General features: G+C 62.2%; 28 protein-coding genes. 11 read left to right on the top strand and 17 right to left on the bottom strand.

Annotated features, from left to right (window positions below; genetic code table 11):
- The 5 genes from AC1Q5S_RS19690 to lptF all read right to left on the bottom strand — a co-directional run.
- Window positions 1-1,165 (bottom strand): pyridoxal phosphate-dependent aminotransferase (locus AC1Q5S_RS19690; protein WP_492239288.1); only part of this gene is annotated, 1,165 nt, incomplete at its 3' end.
- Between the two features lie 47 nt (window positions 1,166-1,212).
- Window positions 1,213-2,154: a CysB family HTH-type transcriptional regulator gene (locus AC1Q5S_RS19685; protein ID WP_303836020.1), complete on the bottom strand. Its 942-nt coding sequence runs from the start codon at window positions 2,152-2,154 to the stop codon at window positions 1,213-1,215.
- Between the two features lie 43 nt (window positions 2,155-2,197).
- Window positions 2,198-2,590: a sirohydrochlorin chelatase gene (locus AC1Q5S_RS19680; protein WP_303836021.1), complete on the bottom strand. Its 393-nt coding sequence runs from the start codon at window positions 2,588-2,590 to the stop codon at window positions 2,198-2,200.
- A gap of 19 nt (window positions 2,591-2,609) precedes the next feature.
- A complete protein-coding gene (gene lptG, locus AC1Q5S_RS19675; RefSeq protein WP_492239287.1) occupies window positions 2,610-3,725 on the bottom strand; it encodes an LPS export ABC transporter permease LptG in 1,116 nt (371 codons plus the stop codon).
- Window positions 3,722-4,759, bottom strand: coding sequence for an LPS export ABC transporter permease LptF (lptF, locus tag AC1Q5S_RS19670; protein WP_492239286.1), 1,038 nt, complete (start codon window positions 4,757-4,759; stop codon window positions 3,722-3,724). Before lptF ends, lptG begins: the two co-directional genes overlap by 4 nt.
- 83 nt (window positions 4,760-4,842) lie before the next feature.
- Between lptF and AC1Q5S_RS19665 the strand changes: the two genes are divergently transcribed.
- The 4 genes from AC1Q5S_RS19665 to AC1Q5S_RS19650 all read left to right on the top strand — a co-directional run bounded on the left by AC1Q5S_RS19665 (window position 4,843) and on the right by AC1Q5S_RS19650 (window position 8,552).
- The gene (locus AC1Q5S_RS19665) at window positions 4,843-6,360 is read left to right on the top strand and encodes a leucyl aminopeptidase (protein ID WP_492239285.1); all 1,518 of its coding nucleotides are present in this window, start codon (window positions 4,843-4,845) and stop codon (window positions 6,358-6,360) included.
- 7 nt (window positions 6,361-6,367) lie between these two features.
- The gene (locus AC1Q5S_RS19660; protein ID WP_492239284.1) at window positions 6,368-6,802 is read left to right on the top strand and encodes a DNA polymerase III subunit chi; all 435 of its coding nucleotides are present in this window, start codon (window positions 6,368-6,370) and stop codon (window positions 6,800-6,802) included.
- Window positions 6,803-7,077: 275 nt separating this feature from the next.
- A complete protein-coding gene (locus AC1Q5S_RS19655; protein WP_369693256.1) occupies window positions 7,078-7,290 on the top strand; it encodes a hypothetical protein in 213 nt (70 codons plus the stop codon).
- Window positions 7,291-7,421: 131 nt separating this feature from the next.
- A complete protein-coding gene (locus tag AC1Q5S_RS19650) occupies window positions 7,422-8,552 on the top strand; it encodes a branched-chain amino acid ABC transporter substrate-binding protein (protein ID WP_303836030.1) in 1,131 nt (376 codons plus the stop codon).
- Between the two features lie 126 nt (window positions 8,553-8,678).
- Here AC1Q5S_RS19650 and AC1Q5S_RS19645 read toward each other — a convergent pair whose 3' ends face one another.
- A complete protein-coding gene (locus AC1Q5S_RS19645) occupies window positions 8,679-9,686 on the bottom strand; it encodes a D-2-hydroxyacid dehydrogenase family protein (RefSeq protein ID WP_303836032.1) in 1,008 nt (335 codons plus the stop codon).
- Window positions 9,687-10,331: 645 nt separating this feature from the next.
- The gene (lexA, locus tag AC1Q5S_RS19640; protein WP_092698507.1) at window positions 10,332-11,006 is read right to left on the bottom strand and encodes a transcriptional repressor LexA; all 675 of its coding nucleotides are present in this window, start codon (window positions 11,004-11,006) and stop codon (window positions 10,332-10,334) included.
- Window positions 11,007-11,087: 81 nt separating this feature from the next.
- Between lexA and AC1Q5S_RS19635 the strand changes: the two genes are divergently transcribed.
- Window positions 11,088-12,041, top strand: coding sequence for an asparaginase (locus tag AC1Q5S_RS19635; RefSeq protein ID WP_492239283.1), 954 nt, complete (start codon window positions 11,088-11,090; stop codon window positions 12,039-12,041).
- Between the two features lie 54 nt (window positions 12,042-12,095).
- Here AC1Q5S_RS19635 and adk read toward each other — a convergent pair whose 3' ends face one another.
- The 6 genes from adk to AC1Q5S_RS19605 all read right to left on the bottom strand — a co-directional run bounded on the left by adk (window position 12,096) and on the right by AC1Q5S_RS19605 (window position 16,102).
- A complete protein-coding gene (gene adk / locus AC1Q5S_RS19630; protein WP_492239282.1) occupies window positions 12,096-12,752 on the bottom strand; it encodes an adenylate kinase in 657 nt (218 codons plus the stop codon).
- A 154-nt stretch (window positions 12,753-12,906) separates the two neighbouring features.
- Window positions 12,907-13,713, bottom strand: a complete 807-nt coding sequence (kdsB, locus tag AC1Q5S_RS19625; protein WP_492239281.1) for a 3-deoxy-manno-octulosonate cytidylyltransferase — start codon at window positions 13,711-13,713, stop codon at window positions 12,907-12,909.
- On the bottom strand, window positions 13,710-13,892 hold the full coding sequence (locus AC1Q5S_RS19620; protein ID WP_026436501.1) for a Trm112 family protein: 183 nt from the start codon (window positions 13,890-13,892) through the stop codon (window positions 13,710-13,712). Before AC1Q5S_RS19620 ends, kdsB begins: the two co-directional genes overlap by 4 nt.
- An 18-nt stretch (window positions 13,893-13,910) precedes the next feature.
- Window positions 13,911-14,981: a tetraacyldisaccharide 4'-kinase gene (lpxK, locus tag AC1Q5S_RS19615; protein ID WP_492239280.1), complete on the bottom strand. Its 1,071-nt coding sequence runs from the start codon at window positions 14,979-14,981 to the stop codon at window positions 13,911-13,913.
- Between the two features lie 5 nt (window positions 14,982-14,986).
- Window positions 14,987-15,424 (bottom strand): ExbD/TolR family protein, encoded by a 438-nt coding sequence (locus tag AC1Q5S_RS19610; RefSeq protein WP_492239279.1) that lies wholly within the window; start codon window positions 15,422-15,424, stop codon window positions 14,987-14,989.
- 30 nt (window positions 15,425-15,454) lie between these two features.
- A complete protein-coding gene (locus AC1Q5S_RS19605; protein ID WP_303836047.1) occupies window positions 15,455-16,102 on the bottom strand; it encodes a MotA/TolQ/ExbB proton channel family protein in 648 nt (215 codons plus the stop codon).
- A 351-nt stretch (window positions 16,103-16,453) separates the two neighbouring features.
- Here AC1Q5S_RS19605 and xseA point away from each other — a divergent pair, with 351 nt between their 5' ends.
- The gene (gene xseA, locus AC1Q5S_RS19600; protein ID WP_492239278.1) at window positions 16,454-17,779 is read left to right on the top strand and encodes an exodeoxyribonuclease VII large subunit; all 1,326 of its coding nucleotides are present in this window, start codon (window positions 16,454-16,456) and stop codon (window positions 17,777-17,779) included.
- A gap of 160 nt (window positions 17,780-17,939) precedes the next feature.
- A complete protein-coding gene (locus AC1Q5S_RS19595) occupies window positions 17,940-18,521 on the top strand; it encodes a Fe-Mn family superoxide dismutase (RefSeq protein WP_303836051.1) in 582 nt (193 codons plus the stop codon).
- A gap of 141 nt (window positions 18,522-18,662) precedes the next feature.
- Here the strand turns inward: AC1Q5S_RS19595 and AC1Q5S_RS19590 are convergent, their stop codons facing one another.
- Both AC1Q5S_RS19590 and AC1Q5S_RS19585 read right to left on the bottom strand, forming a co-directional pair.
- Complete coding sequence (locus AC1Q5S_RS19590; RefSeq protein ID WP_492239277.1) at window positions 18,663-19,172, bottom strand: DUF192 domain-containing protein; 510 nt, start codon at window positions 19,170-19,172, stop codon at window positions 18,663-18,665.
- Between the two features lie 130 nt (window positions 19,173-19,302).
- Complete coding sequence (locus tag AC1Q5S_RS19585) at window positions 19,303-19,548, bottom strand: hypothetical protein (RefSeq protein WP_492239276.1); 246 nt, start codon at window positions 19,546-19,548, stop codon at window positions 19,303-19,305.
- Between the two features lie 288 nt (window positions 19,549-19,836).
- On the opposite strand from AC1Q5S_RS19585, the gene AC1Q5S_RS19580 reads away from it, so the two are divergent.
- Entirely contained in the window at window positions 19,837-22,071 is a 2,235-nt protein-coding gene (locus tag AC1Q5S_RS19580; RefSeq protein WP_492239275.1) for an NADP-dependent isocitrate dehydrogenase, read from the top strand.
- A 250-nt stretch (window positions 22,072-22,321) separates the two neighbouring features.
- A complete protein-coding gene (gene icd / locus AC1Q5S_RS19575; RefSeq protein ID WP_303835036.1) occupies window positions 22,322-23,581 on the top strand; it encodes an NADP-dependent isocitrate dehydrogenase in 1,260 nt (419 codons plus the stop codon).
- Window positions 23,582-23,759: 178 nt separating this feature from the next.
- Here icd and AC1Q5S_RS19570 read toward each other — a convergent pair whose 3' ends face one another.
- Together AC1Q5S_RS19570 and trpB are read right to left on the bottom strand one after the other, a co-directional pair.
- On the bottom strand, window positions 23,760-24,098 hold the full coding sequence (locus AC1Q5S_RS19570) for a YggL family protein (RefSeq protein WP_303835034.1): 339 nt from the start codon (window positions 24,096-24,098) through the stop codon (window positions 23,760-23,762).
- A 100-nt stretch (window positions 24,099-24,198) separates the two neighbouring features.
- Entirely contained in the window at window positions 24,199-25,407 is a 1,209-nt protein-coding gene (gene trpB, locus AC1Q5S_RS19565) for a tryptophan synthase subunit beta (protein ID WP_492239274.1), read from the bottom strand.
- Between the two features lie 212 nt (window positions 25,408-25,619).
- Here trpB and AC1Q5S_RS19560 point away from each other — a divergent pair, with 212 nt between their 5' ends.
- On the top strand, window positions 25,620-26,012 hold the full coding sequence (locus AC1Q5S_RS19560) for a hypothetical protein (protein WP_303835029.1): 393 nt from the start codon (window positions 25,620-25,622) through the stop codon (window positions 26,010-26,012).
- A 138-nt stretch (window positions 26,013-26,150) separates the two neighbouring features.
- The gene (locus AC1Q5S_RS19555; protein ID WP_303835027.1) at window positions 26,151-26,453 is read left to right on the top strand and encodes a monooxygenase; all 303 of its coding nucleotides are present in this window, start codon (window positions 26,151-26,153) and stop codon (window positions 26,451-26,453) included.
- Window positions 26,454-26,521: the final 68 nt, after the last annotated feature.

Genomic DNA, 26,521 nt, shown 5'->3' with positions numbered 1-26,521 from the left:
TCGTCATAATCTGGTCGTCCTGCCTGGGGGAATTTGGGGTGGCCAAGGGTGGGGGAATTTGACCTGGCCATCGGGGACTATCGCCGTAGAAAGCAGAGAGAGGGATGGCTGCCACACCCACTTCGCGTGTGAGCCATTGACAAAAATCGGACTCAGGAAGATGGCTTATTTCGGAAATGTCGACACACTGGAAATAGCTGCCCGTACTGGGTAGCAGTTTCAGGCGGGAGCCTTCCAATCCCTGGCGGAACAGATCGCGTTTGGCCTGATAGAAAGCTGGCAGTTGAAGATAAGGCGCTGGATCTCTCAGATGCTCCGCCAGTCCATGTTGCATCGGAGTGTTTACGGTGAACACATTGAATTGGTGCACTTTGCGGAATTCGGCAGTGAGCGCTGCGGGTGCTGCTACAGCCCCTACCTTCCATCCTGTGACATGGAAAGTTTTCCCAAAACTCGATACGACAAATGCGCGAGAGGCAAGCCCCGGAAAACGGGCAGCGCTCTGGTGTTCGGCGCCATCGAAAACCATATGTTCGTAGACTTCGTCGCTGATGAGCAGAATGTTGGTGGGAGCCAGCAGATCCTGTAGTTTTTGCATATCCGCGGCACTCCAGATGGTGGCGCTCGGGTTGTGCGGGCTGTTGACGATGAGTGCGCGGGTACGTGGTGTGATTGCTGCGCCGATGCGATCAAAGTCAGGGCGAAAAGTCCCTGGGGTAAGAGGTACGCGAACAACGGTGCCACCCGCCAACTCAATATTGGGCGCGTAACTGTCATAGCAGGGGTCGAGCACGATGACTTCATCGCCCGCATGCACGATGGCAAGAATGGCTGTGAAGATCGCCTGAGTGGCTCCTGCCGTGATGGTTATTTCCGTGGTTGGGTCATATTTTCGGCCGTGCAGTGCTTCAATTTTTAGAGCAACTGCTTCGCGCAATGCAGAAACGCCAGGCATCGGCGGGTACTGGTTGTGACCATTCTTCATGGCTTGGGTCACAGCGTTTACCAAGGCAGGATCACATTCAAAATCAGGAAACCCCTGGCCCAAGTTAACAGCACCATGCTCAGCAGCCAATGCCGACATGACGGTAAAAATGGTGGTTCCAACGTGGGGCAGCTTGCTTGGAAACGTGGGGGTGAGTGATTTCTGGAACGTGTTTGTCATAGCGAGAGGGCGGACGAGAAGGAAGTTTGGAAAACTCTGCCGACTGATCAGAGCTCGTAATCGTTGACATGCCCAGTCATGGCACGGGCAATCAATTCGCGACTCAGACGGTCACTGAGCAGTTCGGCGAATTTATAGACAAAGTTGCGCAAATAGGCGCCACGTTTAAAAGCCACGCGTGCGACGCTTTGACCGAAAAGGTGTCCCACGGGGCGTACCACCAGATCACCCACCGGGTCGTCACGCATGGCCATTTCTGCCACGATGCCTATGCCCAGGCCTAGCCGGACATAAGTCTTGATCACGTCGGAGTCTATGGCTTCCAGTGCAATGCGAGGCTGCAGGCGCCTGGTTGCAAAAGCCAGATCAATCTTGCCCCGACCTGTGAATGTTGGGTGGTATGTAATGAGTGGTTCATGGGCTATGTCATCCAGGCCAATGCGTTCTTTATGGATCAACGAATGGTTGGGGGGGAGCACCAATACATGTTGCCATTCATAGCAGGGTAGGGTCACCAATTCGGGATAGTCGGCCAGCGACTCGGTGGCCATGCCGATTTCTGCCACTTCATCAATGACCATGCGGGCGACTTGGTCGGGCGTGGTTTGGTGTAGGCTGATGTTGACTTTGGGGTACGCCTCTCGCAGCCGCGCTACTGGTACGGGCAGTACATAGCGGGCCTGGGTGTGGGTTGTTGCGATAGACAGCGTTCCACTGTCCTGCGCACTGAACTGCTCGCCAATGCGCTTCAGGTTTCCCACCTCACGCATGATGATTTCGATGCTTTTGAGGACATGCTGGCCTGGCTCTGTAATGCGCTTGAGCCGCTTGCCATGGCGCGCAAAGATGTCGATCCCCAGTTCCTCTTCCAGCTCAATGATCGCCTTGGACACCCCTGGTTGGGAGGTGTGCAGGGCCTTGGCGGCTTCGGTCAGATTGAGGTTGCGGCGCGCGGCCTCTTGAACAAATCGGAATTGGTGCAGATTCATATCAGATGCGGCCTAAAAAGTCGCATCATTATGCTGCATTTGTCTAAGGAGGTGGTGTGGTTGCCGAAGTGTCGCAAGCAATCTCGGCCATCAGTGCTGTCATTCGTTTGTCTTCACCGATTGCACCCTGCACCGTGAAGTGCACCGAAGTGTGGCGCAAGCGCAGTTGCTCCACCAGTACAGGAAGGTCTTCTCGTGCATGCTTGCCGGTGCCCAGAAACATGGGGACCACCGTGATGTGGGTTGCCCCTTGTTGCGCAAGGAGATCGGCAGCTTGTGCCAATGTAGGTTCACAAAGCTCAAGATAGGCGCATTGCACCAGCATTTCAGGATGCTGCAAGCCAATGCGCGCGGCAACAGCCTCGATGGGAGCGCGCCATAGTGGATCGCGTGAACCATGCGAAAAGAGGATGATGGCAGGTGAGTTTCGGGACATACAACGAGCGGCGCAAAGGTCAGCGTCGCAATACCAGCCACCCAAAGGCTGCAAGCGACAATAAAGAATAAATCATTCCCGGAGCGGCCGCAGTGAGCCACGGGGACCAGTTTTGCAGATTGCCTGCGTAGCCAAACACATTGTTGAGCAGGAAGAAACTGATACCCGCCATCACTCCGCCAAACACATAACCTGCGATGCCACCCGCACGAAAGTGCAAGTAGGCAAAAGGCAATGCCAGCACCACCATCACCAGGCAACTCAATGGATAAAAAACCTTGCGCCAGAACTCGATTTCATAGCGTTGGGCAGACTGGCCATTGGCATCAAGGTGCCGGATGTATTGGAAGAGATCAAACGTGGCCATGCGGTCAGGTTTGAGCAGCGAAGCAGCAACCATATCCGCACTGATGCGAGTCGGCCATTGCAGCATCGGCGCCTGCAAGCGTTCAACACGGGCTTCTTCACCGCCTTGAAGTACAAAACTGCTGCGCCGCACCTGATGTAACTCCCAGCTTCCCTTGTTCCCAGGGGATGGGAAGCGTCCAGTTTCCGCATGGGTCTGCGACGCCAGCCGCCCCTTCTCATCAAACTCAAAAATACGCACGCCCAGCATGCCGCCATCTGGCGTCAATGCGCGCACGTTCACTGCATATGAATGTTCTTGTTGGCGTTCCTTGAGCCAGGCGCCGGTCGCGCCAGAAGTCAATCGGCCCAGGTGGCGTACTTTGATGAGCTGCGCTGCCCGTTCGGTCAGGGGAGAAATGTAGTCACCCACGGAAAACGTCAGCAGCACGAAGAATCCCCCGAGTGTCAGCAAAGTACGCAACGCTTGCCAGGGGCTCAAGCCACTCGTGCGCATGATGGTGAATTCAGAGCTTTGCGCCAGCCGCGCCATCACGAAAATAGTCCCTATGAGCACGGTAATCGGGAGTAACTCATACAGGTGACTGGGAATGCTCAGAACGACAAAGAGCAGCGCATGGGACAGTTGGTAGCCGTCAGGTCCCGCCCGTCCAACCCAGCGCAGTTCGTCCACCAGATCGAAGAAGAAAAACAGCGCCAGAAAAGCCAGGGTCACAAATCCCACGGCAAGGAGGGCCTCTCGATGAATGAAGCGACGAAGTACCTTCATGGGGTCCTCCGTACAGGCTGTAGGTGCCGCAATGTCCAGCGGTTGTGCCTTGCGGCCAAAACGGTCAGGGCGAGAACAAGAGTGCCACCGTGCAGGAAAAACATAAAGGCTGACAGGCCCAGCTTGCCTGCTCCCACCCAGCTCTGTCCCAGCGTCATGAGGTTGAAGTAGACAACGAAGGCGAACAGGGCAAACATCAGGCTTCCGCTGCGCCCGGCGCGCGGGTTCACGCTGGCCAGCGCCAGGCCCAGAACCACAAAATTGATTGCTGCCAGCGCGAGTCCCAGCCTCCAGCCCAGTTCTGCCTGGTAGGCGGGAATCGTCGATTGCGTCAGTAACTCATGCGTGGTGCGGGTTTTGACAGCGAGCTGTTCTGTTGAGGCGCTGGAGGCTGACCCTATGCGCGTGCCGTATTCGGCGAATTCGCTGATCTTCAGGCCATGTTGGTCCGTGGCGGATTCCAGCCGCTGTCCCTGGCTGAGCAGCGCAAAACGTTCGCCAGCGCGGATCTCCAGCCGGGCACTGCGGGCGGATGTCACCGATTCCTTGGTGCCGTTGCTGGTAGCGATGAAAATATTGTTACCTACCTGTGTGTCCGGGCTGTCCTTGTCGATAAAGAACACCCGGGTGCCGTTGGCTGATTCCTGAAACTCACCCGGTGCGATGCGATCGATGTCACTGCGTTGTTCATACCGGGTCTTGAGTTCCTGTATCTGCGCATTGGCCCAGGGCCACACGCCCAAGGACAGGATGGCAATGACCGCCATCGCAGGCCACGCGAAGCGCAGCAAGGGGTGAAGCAGACTCACCAGACCCTGGCCGGCTGAGAACCAGATGACCATTTCGCTGTCCCGGTACATGCGTGACAGCACACTCACCACGGCCATGAAAAGGCTCAGACTGAGGATGGTTGGGAGCTGCCCCAGCACCGTGTAACCCATGACCAGCATGACGTCGGAAGGATTGACGCTACCGCGCGACGCCTGGCCCAGGGTACGGATCAGCATCATGGTCATGACCACGGTCACCAGCACGACGAGCGTTGCCCCAAAGCTGCGCGCCAGCTCTTTGCGAATGGATGAATCGAATAACATTGGCTCGAAGGAAAACAGCGATTATGAACTTTGATCTGAAGACGCTGGCGCTGCCAGCAGCGGCAACCGAAAAATGCGATCTCCTGGTCGTATTGGTCCCCGAGGGCTTCAGGCCGGGACTGGATGCCTTGTCGGTGCTCGTGGACCATGCGCTCAAATGTGGCGATCTCGATACCAAAGCAGGAAAGAACCTGCAACTCTATCTGGCACCGGCCTTGAGCGCGCGCCGTGTCGTTTTGCTGGGGGCTGGCAATGGTTCGGCCCGCGCCGTTCGTCTTGCGCTGCAGGCCATCGCCGCAAGTTTCAGGTTGCCCCAGGTCAAGCGTGCAGTGGTTTGCTTTGCTGGGGATGCCCAGGCAGGTGGGGTATGCGCTGCCGTGCAGGCAGTGGCGGATGCCAGTTATGTTTACACCACCACCAAGTCCAAGGCGGAAGCACGCACCTTGAACCGGGTGGTGATCGGTGTCCCCCGTGCAGAGGCGGTTCGCGAGGCTTTTGCGCAAGGAGTTGGACTGGTGGAGGGCGTGGAATTTGCCAGGGAATGGGGGAACCGTCCGGCCAACCACGCAACGCCGAGTCTTTTGGCCGAAGCCGCCAAGTCCCTTGCGGGGCAACCCCGCATCCAGTGCAAAGTGCATGGTCCCACCGACGTGGCCCGTCTTGGCATGGGTGCATTCATCGCTGTCGCGCAAGGTTCGGAGGAGCCGCTGCGGTTGATCGAGCTGCGATACAGCGGTGCGGGCAAGACCGCAGCACCGGTGGTGTTGGTGGGTAAGGGCATCACTTTTGATACCGGCGGCATTTCCATCAAGCCCGCTGCCGAAATGGATGAAATGAAGTTCGACATGTGTGGCGCAGCGAGTGTGCTTGGTGTGTTTCGTGCACTTGGAGAATTGCAACCTGCGATCAATGTGGTTGGCCTCATTCCCGCCTGTGAGAACATGCCGGATGGTCGGGCTGTGAAACCCGGTGACGTTGTCTCCAGCATGAGCGGTCAGACCATTGAAGTGTTGAATACGGACGCGGAAGGTCGGTTGGTTCTGTGTGATGTCTTGACCTACTCCGCGCGTTTCAAGCCTGCGGCATTGGTGGACATCGCCACCTTGACCGGGGCCTGTGTGATTGCTTTGGGGGGCGTGCGCAGTGGACTCTTTTCCAATAACGACGCGCTTGCCGCAGCCCTGTCAGTGGCCGGGGAGGCGGCTGAGGACCTTTGCTGGCGCATGCCGCTGGACGAGGACTACGCCGAGGGCTTGAAGAGTAATTTCGCGGACATGGGCAATGTGGCGGGGCGGGCGGGGGGATCTATCACCGCGGCCAAGTTCCTGCAGCGTTTTGTGGGAGAGCTTCCATGGGCGCACCTCGACATCGCCGGAACTGCATGGAAAGGGGGGGCCACAAAGGGCGCCACTGGTCGGCCTGTTGGGTTGCTGGTGCATTACCTGCTGGGCCATGCGCAGCAGTTGTCTGCGCAGAATGCGAGGAAAGAGGGTTCACCCGCGCAGCCAGCAAAGCGCAAGGGCCGCTCAAAGCCCGACTGAGATCGGTATGACCGAAATATCTTTCCACTTCAATGCGCCTGACAAACTGGTCTACGCATGCCGGTTTGCACGCAAGGCACAACGCAGTGGCGTGCGGCTCTTGATCGCCGGTCCTGCGGACATTCTGGCGGAACTGGACGGAATGCTCTGGAACATGATGCCTCAGGATTTTCTGGCGCATTGCCGCAGTGATGCTGGGGACGAGCTTTTGCGTTACTCGCCCGTGGTGCTCGCTCTGGATGCGCGGCAAGCGCCGCACCAAGAGATGCTGCTCAACATGGGAGGTGCAGTCCCTGAAGGGTTTGGTAGTTTTGCGCGTTTGGTCGAGGTGGTGAGTGCCACGGATGAAGCGGACCGGCGTGGAGCGCGAACCCGCTGGCGCCACTATGCATCGCGAGGGTATTCCATCACCCGCCATGATCTGGTATCGAAAGCTGACTGATGCCTCTTCCTCCCAAGTCGCTCCCTCGTTTTGTGCCCACCCTCACTGACGTGGTACAGGGGGCCGACGTGCTCCCCGTTTCAGTGCCACTGGCGCAACCAGCGGCATCGCCTCTGGCGGTCGAACCCTTCATTGCGAAACCTGCGCCATCGCCCCAGTTCGGGGTTTCGCCTCCTGCAGTGCCTGTGCAGACGTTGGACAGGAACGCGGCGGGTAATCACGGAGTTCGGCCCATCCAGTCATCCCCCCGCCCGGTACCGCCCTTGCCGCAGGGCATGGAAGAGTACATGGTGCACCGAGTGATGCAGCGCGTCGATGGCGTGCTGGATCAGCGGTTGCGTGAGGCGATTGCCCTGGTGATACAGGAGCAGACACGCTCCGTGCTGCCCCGCCTGCGGGAAGAGATTGAATCGGTGGTGCGGCATGCGGTCTATGAGGCGGTGGCCGACGAATTGGCCGCCGGCGCTTCGTCGCAGCCGGGGGGATGACAGGGTAACTCCCTGTGGTTTCCCGTGCATTTACGCGTGTTCCCTAGTGATCTGGCCCGTAAATTGCGATATGTTCACCTGCGTTGAGACACAAGAACTCTTCTCAGCGTTTATCTTTACTGGAGATTGATATGCAATTGAAGTTGAAACTGACCGCGGTTGCTGCTATCGCGGCTGTTGCTGGTATGGCCTCTGCACAAGAGCAAGTGGTCAAGATCGGCCATGTGGCTCCGGTTTCCGGTGCGCAAGCCCACTACGGCAAGGACAACGAAAATGGTGCGCGCATGGCCATTGAAGAATTGAATGCTCAGGGCATCACCATCGGTGGCAAGAAAATCAAGTTCGAGTTGCAAGCAGAAGACGATGCGGCGGACCCCAAGCAGGGCACGGCTGCTGCACAGAAATTGTGCGATGCCAAGGTGGCTGGCGTTGTGGGTCACCTGAACTCCGGTACGACCATTCCTGCTTCCAAGGTCTACAACGACTGTGGCATTCCTCATGTCACGGGTGCGGCCACCAACCCCAACCTCACGAAGCCTGGCTACAAGACCACCTTCCGCATCATTGCCAACGACAACGCCTTGGGTGCCGGACTGGCCTTCTACGCGGCTGACACGCTCAAGCTTAAGACCGTCGCCATCGTTGACGATCGCACGGCGTATGGCCAGGGTGTGGCCAACGTGTTCAAGAAGGTGGCTGCAGAAAAGGGCATGAAGGTGGTGGACGAGCAGTTCACGACCGACAAGGCCACCGATTTCATGGCCATCCTGACGGCTATCAAGTCCAAAAATCCTGATGCCATCTTCTTCGGCGGTATGGATCCCCAGGGTGGCCCGATGCTGCGCCAGATGGAGCAACTGGGCATGGGCAACGTGAAATATTTCGGTGGTGACGGTATCTGCACCTCCGAAATCGCCAAGTTGGCTGCCGGTGCCAAGACGCTGTCCAATGTGGTGTGTGCCGAAGGCGGCGCGTCACTCGACAAGATGCCCGGCGGCAAGGCATGGAAGGCCAAGTACGATGCCAAGTATCCAGGCCAGTTCCAAGTCTACAGCCCCTACACCTATGACGCCACGCAATTGATCGTGGACGCCATGAAGCGCGCCAATTCGGTGGACCCCAAGGTCTATACCCCCGAATTGCTCAAGTCGCAATTCAAGGGCGTGACCTCCACGATCGCATTTGAGCCTAACGGCGAAATGAAGAACCCCGCCATCACACTGTATGTGTACAAGGACGGCAAGAAGACCCCTCTGAACTGAATTCAGAGGCACCTTGGCAGCATCTCTGGGTGCTGCCCACCTACCAAAATGGCTTCCTGAAGGAAGCCATTTTTTATAGATGCCTGCCCAATCCACAACGACGGGAGCGGGCGGCTGCGCCAATACTCAGCGCCGGACCTGCAGTGCGCCCGGGTTCACGATATTCGTGGGTGTACCCTTGATGTAGTTCACCACGTTGTCGAAGGCAGCACCGAAATACAACTCGTAGCTGTCCTGCTCGACGTAACCGATGTGGGGTGTGCAGATACAGTTTTCCAGGCGCAGCAGGGCATGGCCTTGCAGGATGGGTTCGCTCTCAAACACATCAACGGCCGCCAAACCGGGGCGTCCTCGGTTCAGCGCTGCAATCAGGGCGTCAGGTTCAATCAATTCAGCGCGCGAGGTATTGACCAGCAGTGCGGTGGGCTTCATGCACGACAGGTCTTCCAGCGAAATGATGCTGCGGGTTTCATCATTGAGTCGCAGGTGCAGAGAGAGCACATCGCACTGCGAGAAGAACTCTTCCCGGTTGGTGGCCGCCTGGTATCCATCGGACAGGGCCTGGGCGCGGGAGGCCTCACGACCCCACACGCGTACGTTCATGCCAAATGCCCGGCCGTAGCCGGCCACCAGTTGTCCTATACGGCCATAGCCCCAGATGCCCAGTGTTTTTCCTCGCAGTACGCTGCCGATGCAGAAGTTGGGGGGCATCGAGGCCGTTTTGAGGCCGGACTGCTGCCAGGCGCCATGTTTGAGATTGGCGATGTACTGGGGCAAGCGCCGCATGGCTGCCATCACCAGCGCCCAGGTAAGTTCAGCCGGCGCCACAGGTGAACCCACACCTTCGGCCACGGCGATGCCGCGCTCGGTGCACGCAGTCACATCGATATGGCTGCCGATCTTGCCGGTTTGGGCAATCAGTTTCAGTCGAGGCAGTTTTTCGACCAGCTGGCGCGTGATCTGGGTGCGTTCACGCACCAGCACGATGATGTCTGCATCCTTCAGGCGCACCGCCAGTTGCCCCTGACCTTTCACCGTGTTGGTGTAGACCTTTGCTGAGTAGGGATCGAGCCGGCTTGCGCAATGGAGTTTGCGCACCGCATCCTGATAGTCATCCAGAATCACAATATTCATCCCGCCATTGTGCCTTGGCGGGGGCTGGTCGGAGGTCTTGCCGCCCCTAGGCTCTCGAACAGAATGCAACGCTTTGTGGCACCCGTTGCGCCAGAGCTGGGGATGTGGGCCTCAGTGGCATGTTTCGCAAGCGGCCATGCGCTCCAGCTCGGCGCAGACATCGGCCATGCGGCCCGAGATGACCATGCGCCCGACCTCCGAGCGGGATGCCGGATGCAGAACGCGCACCGGGCGTCGGGTGCCTCGACGGCTTGCGGCGCCCGGTCCGGTGGTGGCGCAAGACGCACTGTGCATGCGAGCAGCGGGCTGACAGCCCGTGCTGCCTGACGCCGAACCTGCCACCTCTGGGACGATGCTGGCCACCGCGCAGGACGAAAGACCTTCGTGGCGCACGCCGGGTGTGCGCGCCGCGTGCGCAGGGCTGTGCGCAGGCGTGCAGCGCCTGGGATGCAGCCATTGCGCGAGGGTGTGAATCGGTTGAGATAGTGCAGAGAGTGCGAACAAGGCAAGTCCCATGTGAAAACTCCATGTATCAGGGGTTGAGCACAGGCAGGATTGCAGGGGGTGCGCGCTCTCAGGGCTGGAAAACCCGCCAGGGGCTTGCCAAACGCCCGCCACCTGAGGCGCGCAGCAGAGGATGGGGAATTACATGAGCATGGTGTTGCGGATCAAGCCCACGGCCAGGCCTTCAATCGCGAAAACCTCGCCTGGCTGAACCACAATCACGGGGTAATCGGGGTTTTCGGGCAGCAGCTCAATGGTGCTGGCCGTGCGACGCAGGCGTTTGACGGTGACATCGTCACCCAGCCTGGCCACCACGATCTGGCCGTTGCGGGCTTCCCGGGTGGATTGCACGGCTAGCAGATCGCCGTCCATGATGCCGGCGTCGCGCATGGACATGCCGCGCACCTTGAGCAGGTAATCGGGCTTGTGCTGGAAGAGGCTGTTTTCCACGCTGTAGGTCTGGTCCACATGCTCCTGCGCGAGAATGGGCGAGCCTGCCGCTACGCGGCCAATCAGGGGCAAGACCAGCTGCGACAATCCCGGGATAGGCAGGCTGAACTGGGTGCCGCGCGCCGCATTGATGGAGCGCACTGTGTCACCACGCAAGCGGATGCCGCGGGACGTGCCGCTGACCAGTTCGATGACACCCTTGCGGGCAAGGGCCTGCAGGTGCTCTTCTGCGGCGTTGGCGGACTTGAAGCCCAGCTCTGTGGCGATTTCTGCCCTGGTGGGCGGAGCGCCGGTGCGGGAGATGGCCACCTGGATTAGGTCCAGGATTTGTTGCTGGCGGGCCGTGAGCTTGGGGTTGTCGAGCATGGTGTTTCCAGTGCGTGCCACGTTGGTGGGGATAACTGTTTATTAATCCAGTAACTGTATTTTTCACCAGTTTTTCAAAGGATGCAAGTGAACACGCAAAAAATTGTGGTGCTGGGAACCGGTGGAACCATTGCTGGCACATCTGCTACCCGGGGCGACAACATTGGCTACACCGCCGCGCAGGTGGGTGTTGAGCAGTTGCTGCATGCGGTGCCCGGCTTGCAGGCAGCGGCCTGCGGGGGGTTGTTGGCCGAGCAGCTTGCACAGCTGGACAGCAAGGACATGGAGTTCAGCGTGTGGCAGACGCTGGCAGAGCGTTGCGCCAGCGCGCTCGCCGATCCCGAGGTGCGCGGCGTGGTCATCACCCACGGCACGGATACGCTGGAAGAGACCGCCTGGTTCTTGCACTCGGTGCTGGATGCCCGCAAGCCGGTGGTGTTGACCTGCGCGATGCGGCCCGCCACGGCCTTGACGCCTGACGGACCGCAGAACCTGCTCGATGCCGTCGCGGTGGCGGCGACTGCGGGGGCCCGGGGCGTCATGGTGGTGGCGGCCGGCGTGGTGCATGGCGCGCAGCGTGTGCAGAAGGTGCATCCCTACCGGGTAGATGCATTCAGTTCGGGCGAGGCCGGCCCGCTGGGCTGGGTGGAGGAGGGGGCGGTGCGTTTGGTGCAGGATTGGCCGTTGGCGCGATCAGTGCAAGCACAAGTTGCTCTTGAAAAGATAGTCAATTGCGTGCAATGGCCGCGCGTCGAGGTGGTGATGGGCTACGCTGGCGCAACGGGTGCGCTGGTGGATGCGCTGTTGCGCGATGGCGTGCAGGGCATCGTGGTGGCCGCCACGGGCAACGGCACGCTTCACCATGTGCTGGAATCAGCGCTGCTGCGCGCGCAGGCGGCGGGTGTGAAAGTAGTGCGTTCCACGCGCTGCCCGGAAGGCCAGGTGCTGCCCAGGCCTGGCGATGCGCTACCCGATTCCCGGGGCCTGTCTCCGGTGAAGGCACGCATCTCGCTGATGCTGGACCTGCTGTGGTGACCGCTTATCGCAGTGCCGCACCGGACGCACAGCCGGTGCGGATCGAGCGGAGATTCAGCTCGCCAGGGCCTGCATTGCGCGTGCCGTGATTTCTTCGACGCTGCCTGTGCCGCTGATGGCGCGGTATTTGGGGGCGGCGCCGGGTTCGGCCTGGGCCCAGTGGCTGTAGTAGTCCACCAGCGGGCGGGTCTGGTCGCTGTAGACCTGCAGGCGTTTCTTGACGGTTTCTTCCTTGTCGTCTTCGCGCTGGATCAGGTCTTCACCGGTCAGGTCGTCCTTGCCTGCCACCTTGGGTGGATTGAACTTGACGTGGTAGGTGCGGCCACTGGCGGGGTGCGAACGGCGACCGCTCATGCGCTCGATGATGGCGTCGAACGGCACGTCGATTTCGAGCACGTAGTCGAGCCTGACGCCAGCCGCCTTCATGGCGTCGGCCTGTGGAATGGTGCGGGGAAAACCGTCGAACAGAAAGCCCTGGGCGCAGTCGGGTTGGGTGATGCGTTCCTTGACGAGGCCGATGATGATGTCGTCGCTGACCAGGGCGCCCGAATCCATCACGGCCTTGGCCTGCAGGCCCAGCGGCGTGCCAGCCTTGACGGCTGCGCGCAGCATGTCGCCGGTGGAGATTTGCGGGATGCCGTATTTCTGGCAGATGAACGTGGCTTGCGTGCCCTTTCCGGCACCGGGGGCGCCCAACAAAATCAGTCTCATGGAAATCCTCGAAGGTTAGAAATCAGCGGGCACGGCTGGCAGCAGGCGCAACGAAGGCCCAAGACGCAGTGCTTTCTTTGCGGGCAAGGATAGCATGTGCATGCCTTGCCCTGGCTTACTGGCGCGTCCCCAATCAGTGGCGGCGCGCGGGGTTTCAGGCCAGCAGCGCGCGCACCCGATCCAGGTCGGCGGGCGTGTCCACGCCCGGGCCGGGAGCCTGCGCCGCGATGTGCACGGCAATGCGGTGGCCATGCCACAAGACGCGCAACTGTTCCAGCGCTTCCACCGCCTCGGTGGGCGCCTGGGCCAGGCCAGGAAACTGCCGCAAAAAGCCGGCGCGATAGCTGTAGATGCCGATATGGCGCAGCGGTGCGAACCCGTTCAGGGCCGCCACGCCCGGTGCAGCCTGGGCTGCGGCGCCTTGCCACCAGGACTGGCCCGCGTGGTCGCGGGCGTGCGGAATCGGTGCCCGGCTGAAATAGTGGGCCAGGCCCCGCGCGTCCAGCACGACCTTGACGACACTGGGGTTCTCGTAGTCGGCCAGGGTGTGGATGGCGTGGGCTGCCGTGCCCATGCTGGCTTCGGGGCGGGCGGGCAGCAGGGCCGCCACGGCGTCGATGAGCGCGGGGTCCATCAGGGGCTCGTCGCCCTGCACGTTGACCACCACGGCATCGCCGTCCAGCCCGAGCTGGGTGCAGGCTTCTGCCAGCCGGTCGCTGCCGCTGGCGTGGTCGGTGCGCGTGAGCAGGGCCTGCACCCCGTGGGCCTGGCAGGCTTGCAGGATGCGCGGGTCATCGGCCGCCACCACCACGCGGGCCGCGGCGCTCTGGGCGGCACGGCGGGCCACATGCACCACCATGGGCAGGCCGGCGATGTCGGCCAGGGGCTTGTCGGGCAGGCGGCTCGATGCCATGCGTGCCGGAATCAGCACCGTGAAGCCGGTGGCCGTGGCGGGGCTCACGCCTCCAGTTCCTCGTCGGTCAGGGTGCGCGCCTCGTTTTCCAGCAGCACGGGAATGCCGTCGCGCACAGGGTATGCCAGGCGGGCGCTGCGCGACACCAGTTCCTGGCGCTCGCGGTCATAGGTCAACGGACCTTTGGTGACAGGGCAGACCAGCAATTCAAGCAGTTTGGGATCCATGGCGGCGTTTTCCGGAAATCAGGCAGAGGGGGATGATAGCGGTGCGGTCCGCCACGCCGAAAGCCGGGCATCGAGGGCGGCCATGAAGGCGGGATCGATCCAAACCTCCAGTGGCACCGCCAGCGCATCGGGATGCAAAGGCCAGAGCTTGACCGCGTCTTTTTCAGTGCACATCAGTGCCAAGCGTTTATCGGAAAAACGCTTCCAGCGATTGAAATCATAGTGATCTGGCAGGGCTTCGGCGCCTGCCACCTGCAGGCCTTGCGCCCGCAGCATGGCAAAGAATTCTTCGGGCCGGGCAACTGCCGCCACGGCATGCACCGGACCGCCACGCAGCGAGGCCAGTGGCACCTGCCGGCCATCCGCGCGCAATGCATGGGGCGCCAGCCTGCGCTGCAGCGCAAAACTGGGCGCGCTCCCGGCGGGGGGCTGGCCGGCGTGCAGCACCCAGTCCACCGGCCTTGGCCAGGGCTCGCGCAGGGGACCGGCGGGCAGCAAAAAGCCGTTGCCCAGGCCGTCACTGTTGAAGACGCAGATCTCCAGGTCGCGCGCCAGGGCCAGGTGCTGCAGGCCGTCGTCGCACACCAGGATGTCGGTGCCGGGGTGGGCGGCGAGCAGCGCACGCGCCGCCGTGATGCGCTGGGGCGCCACGAAAACGGGTGCGCTGGTGGCACGGACAATCAGGGCGGGTTCATCCCCCACTTCGAGGGCCGGGCTGTCGGGGCGCACCGCGCGGCAGTCGCGGGTGCTGCGGCCATAGCCGCGCGAGATCACGCCCGGCTGCCAGCCCTGTGCCTGCAGATGCCGCACCAGGGCAATCACCGCGGGGGTCTTGCCCGCGCCGCCGGCAATCACGTTGCCCACCACGATGACCGGCACGCCTGGGTGTTCGGTGCGCAGCATGCGCAGTCGGTACAACGTGCGCCGCAGCGCCACCAGCGCGCCGTAGGCCAGGGACAGGGGCCACAAGGCCCAGGCTGCAGGCCCGCGCGAGCGCCAGATGCGTGCCAGGCCCGTAGGCTGCAGGCCACCGGTGGCCAGGTTGACCGCGGGGGAAGGAGAGGGCGGCTGCGGCCCGGAGGCAGCCATCGTGGCTAGCGGCCGTTGCCTGCGCGCGCGCCCGCCGACGACTGCGTGGCAAACGTGATCTGGCTCAGGCCCACGCGCCGTGCGGCCTCCATCACGGTCACCACCGCCTGGTGGGGCGCCGTGGCGTCCGCGCTGATGATGATCACGCTGTCGCGGCCGGCGCTGGCCGCCTGGCCCAGCGCACGGGCCACCGCATCCACGCCCTTGCCGTCGACGGCGGCCTTGTTGACGGCATAGCGGCCGTCGGCCGCCACGGCCACGATCACTTCCTTGGGATGGTCGCGCTGCTGCTCGGCGTCGGCCACGGGCAGCGTCAGCTGCAGCTCGGTGAACTTGCTGTAGGTGGTGGTCAGCATCATGAAGATGAGGATCACCAGCAGCACATCGATGAACGGGATCAGGTTGATCTCGGGTTCATCCTTGGCACGGGGGCGAAAGTTCATGCGCTCAGTCTTTCCGGCACCGCGGGGCGCTCATTTCGTTTTGCGCAGCCGCAGGATGTGGCGCACAAACTGCTCGGAGGCCAGCTCCAGCGTGAGCAGGTAGGCGTCCACGCGGCTGCGGAAATAGCGCCAGAAGATCAGCGCCGGAATCGCCACGATCAGGCCGAATGCCGTGTTGTACAGCGCAACCGAGATGCCATGTGCCAGCTGCGCCGGGTTGCCGCCGCCCATGGCCTGGCTGGCGCCGCCGGTGCCCACCTGCGAGCCAAAAATCTCGATCATGCCGATCACGGTACCCAGCAGGCCCAGCAGCGGGGCTGCCGAGGCTATGGTTGCCAGGGCATTGAGGTATTTTTCGAGCCGGTGCGCCACGGTGCGCCCGGAGCCCTCCATGGTGGCGCGCAAATCGGCCTCGGTGCACAGGGGGTTGTTGTTGAAGGCGCGCAGGCCGCTGGCCAGCACCTCGCCCAGCGCGGAGTTCTGGGCCAGCTGGTTCACCACATCGGGCGTGGGAACGGCCTTGGCCGATACGGTGATGGCTTCGTCCAGCAGTTTGGGTGGGGCGACACGCGCGGTTTTCAGGGCCACGAAGCGCTCGAAAATCAGCGCCAATGCCAGGACAGAGCAGGCGATCAGTGGCCAGATGGGCCAGCCTGCGGCTTGTATGATGGACAGCAATTTTCTCTCCGCTCGGATGAAGGCAAGCGGCGATTATGGCCCAGCTCGCCAGGCCTCTCGTGACACAGAAAGTTACGCAAAGTTGCGTAGTGGATGCCGTTTTCTCACCCACAAAATCTGTGGATAACTTTGTGGGCAACTGGGCTTGCGGGGCTCGCAAAGCGGCGCCACGCCGTGGATTCAACAGATTGATGAAAAATTGATCAGTGAAAAATCTTTATAAATCAATGAGTTGCGCGTATTTTCGTGTTTTCCGGCAGATTCTGATCGTAGGGGGGACAGTGACTGCTGCTCGCTCCGCGCTGTGGAGTAGTCACTGGGCGCATCGCCTGCAAACCCTGGTGCTGTCTCATGCCTGAGCCCTCCAGTCTTGTAACTGCGCCACGAATCTGGGAAGTTGGCGCGCTGTGCCGCGCCATTGCTGATGCGCTGGAGGCGCGATTCAACCCGGTGGCGGTGCGCGGAGAGATCACGGGCTTTTCGCGCGCATCCAGCGGGCATTGCTACTTCTCGGTGAAAGATGCGAACGGCCAGTTGCGTTGCGCCATGTTCCGCCGCTCGGCCAGTCTGCTTGACTTTTCGCCGCGCGATGGCGAACTGGTGGAGCTGCGCGGGCGCATTGGTGTGTACGAAGCCCGGGGCGATCTGCAGTTCATCGTCGAGAGCATGCAGCGCGCGGGCCAGGGAGCGCTGTTCGAGCAGTTTTTGCGGCTCAAGGCGCAGCTGGAAGGTGAAGGCCTTTTTGATGCTGCGCGCAAGCGGCCTCTGCCGCTGCAGCCGCGGGCCATTGGCCTGGTCACGTCGCCGGGCGCGGCCGCGCTGCACGATGTGGTGACGGCGCTGCGCCGGCGGGTGCCGCATATTCCGGTGGTGCTGGTGCCGGCGCTGGTGCAGGGCGCGGCGGCCCCGCAGTCCCTCGCCAAGGCGCTCTCAAAACTGTATCTCCTGGCGCAGGCAGGACAAGCGCCTGGGGCCGGTTTGACTCCCCACCCAGCCATTGATGTAATCCTGCTGGTGCGCGGTGGCGGCTCCATCGAAGACCTGTGGGCCTTCAACGACGAGCAGCTTGCGCGCACCATCGTGCAAAGCCCGGTGCCGCTGGTGAGCGGCGTGGGCCACGAAACCGACTTCACCATCGCCGACTTCTGCGCCGACCTGCGTGCGCCCACGCCCACGGCCGCGGCCGAGCTGGTGGCCCAGCCGCGCGAGGTGTGGTTGGGAGCGCTGGGCTTGCTGGCGGGCCGGTTGGTTGATGGCGCGCAGCGCCAGCTTGACACCCGCCACCAGCGGCTGGACCAGGCCGCCGCCCGCCTGGGCCGGCCCTCGGGCCTCGTGTCCCGGCAGCAGATGCAGCTGGCGCGCCTGGCCCAGCGCATGCGCCATGGATTGCTATTGAAAATGCAGCAACTAGCGCATGTACAGCAAACGCTGGGGGTCGATTTGCCTTCCGCATTGCAGCGGCGGCTGGCGCTGCAGGCCGAGCGCCTGGACCGCGCGGCCCTGCGGCTGCAGCTGCTCGATCCGCGCCTGGTGCTGCAGCGGGGCTATGCGTTGTTGACCGACACCACCGGCCAGGCCGTCACCAGCGTGCGCCAAGCGCAGCCGGGCGATGCCCTGCGCGCCACGCTGGCCGATGGCGCGGTGGATGTCACCGTGGTGCAGCCACGCCTGCTGTAGGACAAATCCGCCTTTCTCGCGCAACGGCGGGTGTTCTCGCGCAACCCGCAGCACAGGTCGATTGTTCTTCCTACAATGCCTGCTGGCCCCGAGCCCGACCGCATTGCTGCGCAAGCACTGCGAATGTCTATCCCAGAATTTCAAACCACGAGGAAACACCATGGAACACACCCTTCCCCCGCTGCCCTACGCGATTGACGCCCTGGCCCCGCACTACAGCCAGGAAACGCTGGAATACCACCACGGCAAGCACCACAACGCCTATGTGGTGAACCTCAACAACCTGCAAAAGGGCACCGAGTTTGAAGCCATGACGCTCGAGGAGATCGTCAAGAAATCCAGCGGCGGCATCTACAACAACGCCGCCCAGATCTGGAACCACACCTTCTTCTGGAGCTGCATGGCGCCCCAGGGCGGTGGCGAGCCCACGGGCGCACTGGCTGCGGCCATCCATGCCAAGTTTGGCTCGTATGCGGCTTTCAAGGAAGCCTTCGTGAAGTCGGCCGTGGGCAACTTCGGCTCGGGCTGGACCTGGCTGGTGAAGAAGGCCGATGGCAGCGTGGACATCGTCAACACCGGCGCCGCCGGCACGCCGCTGACCACGGCCGACAAGGCCCTGCTGACGGTGGATGTGTGGGAACACGCCTACTACATCGACTACCGCAACCAGCGCCCCAAGTTTGTGGAAACCTTCCTGGACAAACTGGTGAACTGGAAGTTCGCCGAAGCCAACTTCGCCTGAAGCAGGCAGCAGGGGCGGGCGCTTCACCCGCTTTGCCTATCAAACCAGAACGGCCCTTGCGGGCCGTTTTGTGCTTTTGGGGCTGCAGCGCTTTGCTGGAAAGCACTTGAAGCTATATTAAAAATAGCTAGACATGGCGCATCAACGCCGCGTGAACGGGGCCCCGCCGAGCTTGAAACCGGCCTTGATGCCCTTCTTGCCGAACCATCCCTGGTTCATCTCCAGCACGTAGCGCACGGGTTGGGCCGAGCAATGCGAGTCGGTGGTCTGGGGTTTCATGTCGGCCAGATTGACGATGGTGCCGTCATCGGCCACAAAGGCCGCGGTCAGCGGCAGCAAGGTGTTCTTCATCCAGAAGCATTGCACGCCGGGCTGCTCGAAGATGAACAGCATGCCTTCCTGGGCGGGCATCTCCCTGCGGTGCATCAGGCCGGTCTGGCGCTGTTGCGGCGTTTGCGCCACCTGGGCGTCGATGCGGTGCATGCCGGCTGTGAGCTCGACGCGCTGCAGCGCCAGTTGCGGCCCGTCCTGGGCGGTTGATGCGGTGGCCCACAACGCCACCACGCACCCCCCCAGGGCGGTCAACGCGGTGGCGATGGGGCCAGACATGCGGCGTGCGGTGTGGTGGCGGGCAGAGAGTGTTGTTGGCATGGAGCGATGTGGAACGATGGCAGACAGGTGAACGGTAGCAGGCGCAGACCAAAAACAGAAACGCCCGCGAACGCGGGCGATTTTGAAGCAACCGGGGCCGCCACCGCAGGGCCGGCCCGCGCCACCGTGATCAGGCGGCTTTCTTGGCGACCTTCCTGGTTTTCTTGGCGGCCACTTTCTTGTGCTTGGCCTTGGCAGGTGCCTTGGCGGCCTTGGTGGCAGGAGCCGGGGCTGCTGCAGGCGCGGGCGCTGCCATGGGCGCCGCCATCGGAGCAGGCGCGGGAGCGGGGGCGGGGGCGGGTGCAGCGGCTGGGGCTTGTGCAAAAGCACCTGCAGCGAACAGACCAGCCATCAGGACAGCGAGTAGTTTTTTCATGTGTGCCATTTCCTTGACGAATCGTCGGGGTGAGTGCTTCGCGAACCGCCGCGAAGCTCCACGTGCAACGGTGGCCGCGAGCGCGGCGTTGACAGGGAAACCGGCATTGCAGGCCCATTGGATCAAAAAATTGGTCAAATTGCGTGCTTCATTTCGTATGGTGATATTCGATTGCAAAAAAGCCGGGTGGGGTCGGATGCAAAAAAGCACAATGGCGGGGTTCGATCACTGCTACCGGCTGGGCCACCATCCGGTGGTTTTTTTCAGCCATTTCTTGAGACATAAGCGATGAGTACCCAGCAACCCACCATCATCTACACCCTGACCGACGAGGCGCCTCGCCTGGCCACCGCTTCTTTTCTGCCGATCGTGCGCACCTTTGCCGCGCCTGCGGGCATCAACGTGGCAGAGAGCGACATTTCGGTGGCGGCCCGCGTGCTGGGTGAGTTCCCCGAATGCCTGAGCGACGCACAGAAGGTGCCGAACACGCTGGCCGCGCTGGGCAAGAAAACCCTGGAGCCCGATGCCAACATCATCAAGCTGCCCAACATCAGTGCCTCGGTGGGCCAGCTGATCGCCTGCATCAAGGAACTGCAGGGCAAGGGCTATGCGCTGCCAGACTTTCCCGAAGACCCCAAGACCGACGAGGACAAGGCGATCCGTGCGCGCTATGCCAAGTGCATCGGCAGCGCCGTGAACCCCGTGCTGCGCGAAGGCAACTCCGACCGCCGCGCGCCCCGGGCCGTCAAGGAATACGCACGCAAGAACCCGCACAGCATGGCTGAGTGGAGCCAGGCTTCGCGCTCGCATGTCTCGCACATGCACGCGGGCGACTTCTACCATGGCGAAAAGTCCATGACGCTGGACCGCGCCCGCGACGTGAAGATGGAACTGCTCACCAAGAGTGGCAAGACCATCGTGCTCAAGCCCAAGGTGTCGCTGCTCGACCGCGAGATCATCGACAGCATGTTCATGAGCAAGAAGGCATTGCTGGAGTTCTACGAAAAGGAAATCGAAGACGCGCGCAAGACCGGCGTGATGTTCTCGCTGCACGTCAAGGCCACGATGATGAAGGTCTCGCACCCCATCGTGTTCGGCCACTGCGTGAAGATTTTCTACAAGGACGCGTTCTCCAAGCACGGCAAGCTGTTCGAAGAGCTGGGCGTGAACGTGAACAACGGCATGGCCAACCTCTACGAAAAAGTGGCCACCCTGCCCACGGCCCAGCGCGAAGAAGTGCTCAAAGACCTGCACGCCTGCCACGAAGGCCGCCCCGAGCTGGCCATGGTCGATTCGGCCAAGGGCATCACCAACTTCCACTCGCCCAACGACATCATCGTGGACGCCTCCATGCCCGCCATGATCAGGAACGGCGGCAAGATGTGGGGCGCCGATGGCCGCCTGAAGGACGTGAAGGCCGTGATGCCCGAATCGACCTTCGCCCGCATCTACCAGGAGATCATCAACTTCTGCAAGTGGCATGGCGCGTTCGACCCCAAGACCATGGGCACGGTGCCCAACGTGGGACTGATGGCCCAGCAGGCCGAGGAATACGGCAGCCACGACAAGACCTTCGAGATCCCCGAGGACGGCGTGGCCAACATCACCGACCTGGCCACCGGCGAAGTGCTGCTCAGCCAGAACGTGGAAGCCGGCGACATCTGGCGCATGTGCCAGGTCAAGGACGCCGCCATCCGCGACTGGGTCAAGCTGGCCGTCAACCGCGCCCGCAACTCGGGCATGCCCGTGGTGTTCTGGCTCGATGCCTACCGTCCGCACGAGGCCCAGCTGATCACCAAGGTCAAGATGTACCTGCACGAGCATGACATCGCCGGCCTGGACATCCAGATCATGAGCCAGGTGCGCGCCATGCGCTACACGCTCGAGCGCGTGATCCGCGGCCTGGACACCATCAGCGCCACCGGCAACATCCTGCGCGACTACCTCACCGATCTGTTCCCCATCATGGAACTGGGCACCAGCGCCAAGATGCTGTCCATCGTGCCGCTGATGGCCGGTGGCGGCATGTACGAAACCGGCGCCGGCGGCTCGGCGCCCAAGCATGTGCAGCAGCTGGTGGAAGAAAACCACCTGCGCTGGGACTCGCTGGGCGAGTTCCTGGCACTGGCCGTGTCGTTGGAAGACCTGGGCTTGAAAACCGACAATGCACAGGCCAAGGTACTGGCCAAGACGCTGGATGCCGCCACCGGCAAGTTGCTGGACAACAACAAGAATCCCTCGCCCAAGACCGGCCAGCTCGACAACCGCGGCAGCCAGTTCTATCTGGCCCTGTACTGGGCGCAAGAGCTGGCCGCGCAGACCGACGACGCCGCGCTGGCAAAGCGTTTTGCCCCGCTGGCCGAGCAACTGGCCGCCAACGAGCAAAAGATCGTGGACGAGCTCAATGCCGTGCAGGGCAAGCCCGCCGATATCGGTGGCTACTACCTGCCCGATCTGGCCAAGCTGGACGCCATCATGCGGCCCAGCCAGACCCTGAACGCGGTGCTTTCCGCCGCTGCCTGACAGCCGCGTGGCGGGCCCCTGACACGGGACCGCCACGACAGGTCAACCAAAATGCCGCACTGCGGGCCCAGGCCTGCCGTGCGGCATTTTTTTGCCGGGTGCGCATCGTGGGAGCTGGCGGCGTCAATCCCGTTTGCTGCAAGTGTGTACGGCAGCTCGCCGCAACGTGCGTGCCGGTAAAATTGCAGCGTTTCACGGATTTTTCAAACCCGCTGCAGTTCATTCCAACATCCCACTGGAGTCTCCCGACATGACCAGCTACCAGCACATTCAGGTGCCTGCCGAAGGCCAGAAAATCACCGTCAACGCCGACATGACCCTCCATGTGCCGGACCAGCCGATCATTCCCTTCATCGAAGGCGACGGCACCGGTGCCGACATCACCCCCGTGATGCTCAAGGTGGTCGATGCCGCGGTGGCCAAGGCCTACGGCGGCAAGCGCAAGATTCACTGGATGGAAGTGTTTGCCGGCGAAAAATCCACCAAGGTGTATGGCCCCGACGTGTGGCTGCCCGAAGAAACTCTGCACGCCGTCAAGGACTACGTGGTCTCCATCAAGGGCCCGCTGACCACGCCCGTGGGCGGTGGTATCCGCTCGCTGAACGTGGCCCTGCGCCAGGAGCTCGACCTGTATGTGTGCCTGCGCCCCATCCAGTATTTCGATGGCGTGCCCTCGCCGGTGAAAGAGCCCCACAAGACCAACATGGTGATCTTTCGCGAAAACTCGGAAGACATCTACGCTGGCATCGAATTCGAAGCCGAATCCGACAAGGCCAAAAAGCTCATCAAGTTCCTGCAGGACGAGATGGGCGTCAAGAAGATCCGCTTCCCCGCCACCTCCGGCATCGGGGTCAAGCCCGTCTCGCGCGAAGGCACCGAGCGCCTGGTGCGCAAGGCCCTCCAGTACGCCATCGACAATGACAAACCCAGCGTGACCATCGTGCACAAGGGCAACATCATGAAGTTCACCGAAGGGGGCTTTCGCGACTGGGCCTACGGCCTGGCGGCCAAGGAATTCGGCGCCGAACTGATCGACGGCGGCCCGTGGATGAAGTTCAAGAACCCCAAGACGGGCAAGGACATCGTCGTCAAGGACAGCATTGCCGACGCGTTCCTGCAGCAAATTTTGTTGCGCCCCGCTGAATACTCGGTGATCGCCACGCTCAACCTCAACGGCGACTACGTGTCCGACGCCCTGGCCGCGCAAGTGGGCGGCATCGGCATTGCCCCCGGCGCCAACCTGAGCGACACCATCGCCATGTTTGAGGCCACGCACGGCACGGCGCCCAAATATGCCGGCAAGGACTATGTGAACCCGGGCTCCGAAATCCTCTCGGCCGAGATGATGCTGCGCCACATGGGCTGGGTGGAAGCCGCCGACCTCATCATCAGTTCGATGAAGAAGTCGATTGCCAGCAAGAAGGTGACCTACGACTTCGCCCGCCTGATGGAGGGCGCCAAGCAGGTGAGCTGCTCCGGCTTTGGGCAGGTGATGATCGACCACATGTGAAGCGGTGTGCCAGCGTCTGCTGGCGCCCCCCCAAAAAAACAGAAAAACCCCGGTGCTGCCCTCAGCCCGGGGTTTTTTGCGTGTATCGGCCCTGTTGCGGCGTTTCATGCCCAGCGCAAGGGCGGAGCACCTGGGTTGGAATATGGCACGCGCAGCGCCTGCAGCACGCGCGGGGCGTTCAGTTTTCGACGTACCAGGCGTCCTTCAAGGCGCTGACCGTGGCCTCGGCCACCTCCGGCTGCGCGGCAAGCCAGGCCTGGGTGGCTTGGCGGTCGCCCTCGGTGGCGGAGCCGCGCAGGTAAGCCATCACGAAACCCTCACGCACCCAGCCGGACGCCGCCAGGTTGCGGGGCAAGATCAAGTCGGTCAGAAAGCGGTCCATCAGCGCCTCTTCCTGTTCGGGCGCCAGGGCCTGCTTCAACTTCAGCTCGTACTCGAAGCCGAGTTCCTGGAATTCGCCCACGCGCATCTTCTTGCGAAGGCGGCGGCTGCGTTGCTTGTTGGATGGCAGTGACATGGTAAATACTTGTGAAAGGTGAATGGGGTAATCGTGCCCGGCATTGTCACCCGGAAGGCGCCTTGGGCCCGGACACGCGAAGGGCTTGTGCCGCCGGACGTTAAATCCCCAGCACCTTGGCCACGTAATCCGCATCCTTGTCGCCGCGGCCCGAGAGGTTCACGAGGATGTGGGTGTCCTTGCTCAGCGTGGGTGCCACGCGCATGGCCCAGGCCACGGCATGGGCGCTTTCCAGCGCGGGAATGATGCCCTCCACGCGCGAGAGCTGCATGAAGGCATCCAGGCACTCCTTGTCGGTGACCGACTCGTACTGCACGCGCCCGATGTCCTTGAGGTAGCTGTGCTGCGGGCCCACGCCAGGGTAGTCCAGGCCCGAGGCGATGCTGTGCACGGCGGCGGGCACACCGGGGGCGTCCTCCAGCACGTAGCATTTCATGCCGTGGATCTCGCCGGGCTTGCCCATGCTCAGCGTGGCCGCATGGCGGCCGGGCTTGTCGGTGCCTTCGCCCGATGGCTCCACGCCCACCAGCTTCACGCTGGCGTCATTCAGGAAGGCGGTGAACATGCCCATGGCGTTGCTGCCACCGCCCACGCAGGCGGCCACGTAATCGGGCAGCTTGCCGTGCCTGGCCTGGAACTGCTCGCGTGCCTCGCGGCCGATGATGCTCTGGAAGTCGCGCACCATCATCGGAAAGGGGTGTGGGCCCACCACCGAGCCGATGGCGTAGAGGTAGTCCTTGGGGTTGGTGAGGTACTCCTCAAAGGCGCTGTCCACCGCCTCCTTGAGCGTGGCCGCGCCGCGCGTCACCGGCACCAGCTTGCAGCCCAGGATGCGCATCTTGGTGACGTTGGGGTGCTCCTTCTCGATGTCCACCTGGCCCATGTGGATCTCGCACGGAATGCCCACCAGCGCGCAGGCCGTGGCCAGCGCCACGCCGTGCTGGCCCGCGCCCGTCTCGGCAATCACCTTCTTCTTGCCCATGAACTTGGCCAGCAGCGCCTCGCCCAGGCAGTGGTTGATCTTGTGCGCGCCGGTGTGGTTCAGGTCCTCGCGCTTGAGGTGGATCTGCGCGCCACCCAGTTGCGCCGACAGCCGCTTGGCGTGGAAGATGGGGCTGGGCCGGCCCACGTAGTCGGCAAACAGCTGCGCTAGCTCGTCCTGGAAATCCTGCCGCTGCGTGATCTCGGCATAGGCGGCATTGATGTCGTCCATGGCCTGCTTGAGGTGCGGCGGCACCAACTGGCCGCCGTAGGGGCCGAAGAAGCCCGCGGTGTCGGGCATGGGGGCGAAGTCGGTGGAGGCTGTCATGGCAGTCGGTAGTGTGGTGATTGAAAATAATTCAGATTTGATAGCTTCCAGCGCTTTGCTGGCATGCGTTCAACGGCATTTTGATGCCTGTGCATTGCGGGGGGCTTACGCGGCATCCGCAGCGGCATGCCCAATATACGCGCGCGCCATGCTTCACGCCTTGATACAGGCCCCAGGTTGCGCCCCAGCATCGCACCGCGACAGAATGGTCCATGCACCTGCAACCCTACGAACGCGTGAACGGCATGCCCTTCACCGCCACGCGCGACGATGTCATCCGTGCCCACGGCCAGCCGCGCAGCGAAGCGCGCAACACCGTGGGCCTGACCGCGCTGGACTATGGCGATGTGGTTTACCGCTTTCAGGACAGCGGCCGGCTGGAAGAGGTGACGGCCCGCGCAGAGGTGTTGCACCTGGGCACCGTGGCCGTGCCTTTCCGCGACCTGACCGCGTTCGTGCGATCGAGCGACAGCGCGGCGTTTGACCGCGCGGGGTTTCTGGTCAGCCCACTGTATGGCATTGCCTTCGTGCCAGGGGAGCCTGGCTGGGTGACGGCGCTGGCGCGGCATTGTGTGGGGGAGTGGGAAGCCCTCAGGGCCTCGTAAGTGGTACCACCCGACCGCACTGGCAGAGTGCGTCTCGGATGGGGCTTGCTTGAACCAGAGCCGACGAAGCCGTATTGCACGTATTCTTGAAAGATGCGCTGTGTACAAGCGCCCGTTTTCTCGCATCAAAGGAGTTTTATGAGCTACATCCTTCAAGTGGATTTCCCGTACACCGGCCCCTGGGGACAGGAAATGGCCGCAGCCATGGACGGTCTTGCCCGATCCATCGCCGATGAGCCCGGCTTGATCTGGAAGATCTGGACCGAGAACCAGGAATCCAACGAGGCCGGCGGTATCTATTGCTTCAAGGATGCCCAGAGCGCACAGGCTTATTTGGCCATGCACACCGCACGGCTGAAGAGTTTTGGAATCCCTCAGGTGAATGGGAAGATTTTTGGTGTGAATGAGCCCTTGTCCAAGATCGACCATGCGCCACTTTGAAAAGTACCAAAGACAGTTGATGTTTAGGCTTGTGCGACACCTGCCCTCAGACCGTACTTGATCGAGGC

The organism is Acidovorax sp. GW835-FHT14B10 (assembly GCF_058793725.1).
The sequence above is the reverse complement of the archived record's forward strand: the minus strand, read 5'-3'. Positions and strand labels throughout refer to the sequence as shown.